A 3,848-nucleotide genomic window follows, 5' to 3' on the forward strand; every position below is an offset into this window, starting at 1 on the left:
TCACCAATTCCCGCGTCTCCATCGAACGCCGCTGCTATTCGCGCCATGCCGCTTCCCTCCCATCGGAGAGAACCTAGCAGATTATCACTCTAAGTGAACAGTATTGGGGGGGATCGCCAGATCTGCACGGAGCGCAGCGGAGGAAGATCGGGGACACCCCATCGGGCGGCGTCAGCGCGCTGACGCGCACCCTTGCTGGCGCGAGGGCGGAGCCATTAGCCTGTTTTTACTTTGAGAGCCGCCCCAGCAGCTTCGGAAATGGCAGCCATGATTTGAGGCCTGCCCATCTTTTCGGGAATTTCGAGCAGCGGGATACCGGCCTTCTGCAAAGCCAGACGTTTCACTGCCATGCGGTCATCAGCATCGCCGGACAGGTCGTGGCCTGTGCCATTATATTCGATCACCAATACTGGCAGCCCATAGCGATCAATCAGCAGGAAATCGACACGCTTGCCGCTATAGGAACTGAAAGCCTGCTTCTGACGCGGATCTTCCGGGTCGTAAGTCGTTCTGATGAACCCACCCATCGAAACCTCGAAGGCGAAACGCCAGTCGGGCTGATATGTCCTGATCCATTCGTCGAGCGCGTAGAGTACCTGCACGGCCTCCTTGTTGACGGGACGGACGGCGCGCAGGCTGCACTGACTAATGAAATGTAGCTGATTTTGCGTGTTGGACAGGTCGTTGTCTTGAAAATATTGCCGTCGACGCTCTGCGTCCTTCTTCTGGTCGGCAGCCTGTGCTTCCAGCGTAGAAATTCGGCGACGCAAAGACGAAAGCTCTGTATCGCGTCCCGCGATCTGACGATCCAGACTCTGAAGCCGCGTGTTCCTATCAGCAATCTGCTGCCCGGCCTGTGCCAGCTCGGCCGTCGCGCGCCGCCCCCGGACGTAGAATCCGATGGCATATCCAATCGCCAGAAGAATGATCACCTTTTCCACGACCTTTGAGCCTCCCTTTTCTGCGCGATCACCGCCGATTACCGCATGGGCCGGCGTATGGTCTTCTCAAATCCCCTTGTCCTGTCCTTCATCGGTCCTGTCGCCCCATGACCGGAATGTGGACAGGATGGCACGCAGACCCGACAGGATCAGGATCGAGGTGTTCGGCCCCGCCGAGGCGGAAACGGCCGAAGAGGCATTCCGCCCGTCCGATGACGCCATCCGATCCTTGGCCCGCCTGATCGGCCGGCAGATGGCCCGAGAGCAATTTGAGCGTGCCCGCGCGCTGGAGCGGAAGCAGGCCCGACAGAGCCGATCCGGTCCCATGCGGTAGCCTCCCCTCCCCGGTCGCGTTTCCCCGGCGAAAGACCCCTCGTCGGGGTGACGTGTATTTTCCTTGTGACCATTATGGTCCCGTGATATAAGGTCAGTCAATGAGGATCATCGCCCGTCGCACGCTGAGAGAGTTCGTCGACAGCCTGGCGGGCCAGAAGGACCAGCCGGCCGTCAAGGCGGCGCTGGACGCCTGGTTCGCCGAAGTCGGCAGGGCCGTCTGGACGAGCACCGCCGATGTGAAGCGGCTCTATGCCACGGCCAGCATCGTCAGCGCAGAGAGGATCGTCTTCAACATCAAGGGCAACGCCTATCGCCTGGTCGTGGCGGTCGATTTCGAAAAAAGCATCGTCTGGATCAAATGGATCGGCACGCACAAAGCGTATGACAGGATCGACGTGACGGAGGTGGAACATGACGACTGATCTGAAGCCCATCCGCAACGAAGCGGATTATGACGCAGCACTCGACGAGGTCGGCCGGCTGTGGGGTGCCAAAAGCGGCACGCCAGACGGCGACAAACTCGACGTGCTGGCAACCCTGATCGACGCCTATGAGGCGAAGCACCATCCGATCGACCCACCCGATCCGGTGGAGGCGATCCGCTTCCGCATGGAGCAGCAGGGTCTAAGCCGCAAGGATCTGGAGCCGATGATCGGCCCGCGCAACCGGGTGGCGGACGTACTGAACCGCAAGCGGGGCCTGTCGATCGACATGATCCGCCAGTTGCATGACGGCCTCGGCATCTCCGCCGAGGTGCTGATCCGGCCCAGCCGGATGGACAAGGTCGCCTGATAGGAAACACCTCCATGACCCGCGTCGCCCTGTATGCCCGCTACTCGTCCGACAACCAGCGTGAGGCGTCGATCGACGATCAGTTCCGCATTTGCCGGGAACACGCCAAACGCGAGAAGTGGAAGGTCATTGGTGCTTATAAGGATGCGGGTATCTCCGGCGCCAGCATGATTCTGCGTCCCGGCATCCAGATCCTGTTGCAGGACGCCCAGGCCGGACGGTTCGATATCGTGCTGGCCGAGGCGCTGGACCGCATCTCGCGCGACCAGGCCGACGTCGCCACCCTGTTCAAGCACCTGAAATTCGCTGGCGTGCCGATCGTCACCCTCGCCGAAGGTGAAATCAGCGAACTGCATGTCGGCCTCAAGGGCACGATGAACGCCCTGTTCCTCAAAGACCTCGCCGCCAAGACCCATCGTGGCCTGCGTGGCCGGGTGGAAGACGGCAAATCCGGCGGCGGTCTCTGCTACGGCTACCGCGTCGTCCGCCAGTTCGACGCCAAAGGCGAACAGATCCGGGGCGACCGCGAGATCGACGCGCATCAGGCGGAGATCGTCCGCCGCATCTTCCACGACTTCGCCGCCGGCATCGGCCCTCGCGCCATTGCCAAGGCCCTGAACGATCAGGGTATCGCCGGCCCCGAGGGCAAGCTGTGGAGCGACACCACCATCAGGGGCCATGTGAAGCGCGGCACCGGCATCATCAACAACGAATTGTATGTCGGTCGGCTGGTCTGGAACCGGCAGCGCTATGTCAAAGACCCGTCCACCGGCAAGCGCGTCTCACGCCTGAATCCTGAATCAGAATGGGTGATCACGGAAGTGCCCGACCTGCGGATCGTCGATGATGCGCTCTGGCAGGCGACAAAAGCTCGTCAGAGCGTCATCGCCGAGAAATACGTCAACGTCACCGAGGCCGTGCGGGCGCATCACAAGCGGAACCGGCTGAATGGCACCCGCCGGCCAAAATCCCTGCTATCGGGTCTGCTGTTCTGCGGCCTGTGTGGTGGTCCTTACACGTTGCGGGGTTCAGACCGCTTCGCCTGCTCAAGCCATGTCACCAACGGTTCCTGCACCAACAGCCGCACCATCCCTCGCGCCGATCTGGAACGCCGCGTGCTCTCCGGCCTCAAGGACCGGATGATGGCGCCAGAGATCGCAGTCGAGGCGATGTGCGCCTATGCCGAGGAAGCCAATCGCCTCAACCGCGTGCGCCGCTCCAATGCCGATGTCTGGCAGGGTGAACAGGTGAAGGTTGAGAAACAGATCCGGGGCATTATCGAGGCCATCAAGGAGGGCATGTTCCATCCCAGTATGAAAGCGGAGATGGACACGCTCGAAGCCCGCAAGGCCGAGCTGGCGGCCCTGCTCTCCGACGTTCCTGACGCTGTGCCGGACCTGCTGCCAAGTGCTTCGGCCGTCTACGCGCGCAAGGTCGGCCGCCTGACCGAAGCCCTCAACCGCCCCGAGGAACGGCTGGAAGCCGCCGAGGCACTGCGGGCATTGATCGAGAAGGTCGTGCTGACACCCGGCCCGAACCGGGGCGAGATCGACGCGATGCTGTATGGAGAACTGGGTACGATCCTGACCTGGATCGAGCGGCAAGCCATTGGAAAGGCTGAAAAAAGAAACACTCCCGGAGCTTTGCTCACGGGAGTGTCGGTATCAGTGGTTGCGGGGATAGGATTTGAACCTATGACCTTCAGGTTATGAGCCTGACGAGCTACCGGGCTGCTCCACCCCGCGGGGGTGAGGGAGGACTGGAAGACCTGGCGGCGAC

5 protein-coding genes and 1 tRNA gene are annotated in these 3,848 nt (G+C 61.7%); 3 read left to right on the top strand and 3 right to left on the bottom strand.

Features of this window, described 5'->3' with window-relative positions; translation table 11 throughout:
* Positions 1-215: 215 nt before the first annotated feature.
* Both HLH25_RS19740 and HLH25_RS19745 read right to left on the bottom strand, forming a co-directional pair.
* Positions 216-941: a DUF2726 domain-containing protein gene (locus tag HLH25_RS19740; RefSeq protein WP_182975709.1), complete on the bottom strand. Its 726-nt coding sequence runs from the start codon at positions 939-941 to the stop codon at positions 216-218.
* A gap of 66 nt (positions 942-1,007) precedes the next feature.
* Positions 1,008-1,163 carry a hypothetical protein gene (locus HLH25_RS19745; RefSeq protein WP_182975710.1) on the bottom strand — a complete coding sequence of 52 codons (156 nt, stop codon included), beginning with the start codon at positions 1,161-1,163 and terminating at the stop codon, positions 1,008-1,010.
* Positions 1,164-1,375: 212 nt separating this feature from the next.
* Between HLH25_RS19745 and HLH25_RS19750 the strand changes: the two genes are divergently transcribed.
* From HLH25_RS19750 to HLH25_RS19760, 3 genes are read left to right on the top strand one after another with little or no spacing between them, the layout of a single operon-like run.
* On the top strand, positions 1,376-1,699 hold the full coding sequence (locus HLH25_RS19750; RefSeq protein WP_182975711.1) for a type II toxin-antitoxin system HigB family toxin: 324 nt from the start codon (positions 1,376-1,378) through the stop codon (positions 1,697-1,699).
* A complete protein-coding gene (locus tag HLH25_RS19755; RefSeq protein ID WP_182975712.1) occupies positions 1,689-2,069 on the top strand; it encodes a helix-turn-helix domain-containing protein in 381 nt (126 codons plus the stop codon). Before HLH25_RS19750 ends, HLH25_RS19755 begins: the two co-directional genes overlap by 11 nt.
* A 14-nt stretch (positions 2,070-2,083) precedes the next feature.
* Positions 2,084-3,781 (top strand): recombinase family protein, encoded by a 1,698-nt coding sequence (locus tag HLH25_RS19760; protein ID WP_182975713.1) that lies wholly within the window; start codon positions 2,084-2,086, stop codon positions 3,779-3,781.
* On the opposite strand, the gene HLH25_RS19765 is transcribed toward HLH25_RS19760, so the two are convergent.
* Positions 3,738-3,814: transfer RNA gene (locus tag HLH25_RS19765), tRNA-Met, on the bottom strand. The two genes, HLH25_RS19760 and HLH25_RS19765, sit on opposite strands and share 44 nt — an antisense overlap.
* Between the last annotated feature and the right edge of the window lie 34 nt (positions 3,815-3,848).

Source organism: Gluconacetobacter dulcium, from assembly GCF_014174165.1.
In the GTDB taxonomy this organism is placed as follows: Bacteria; Pseudomonadota; Alphaproteobacteria; order Acetobacterales; family Acetobacteraceae; genus Gluconacetobacter; species Gluconacetobacter dulcium.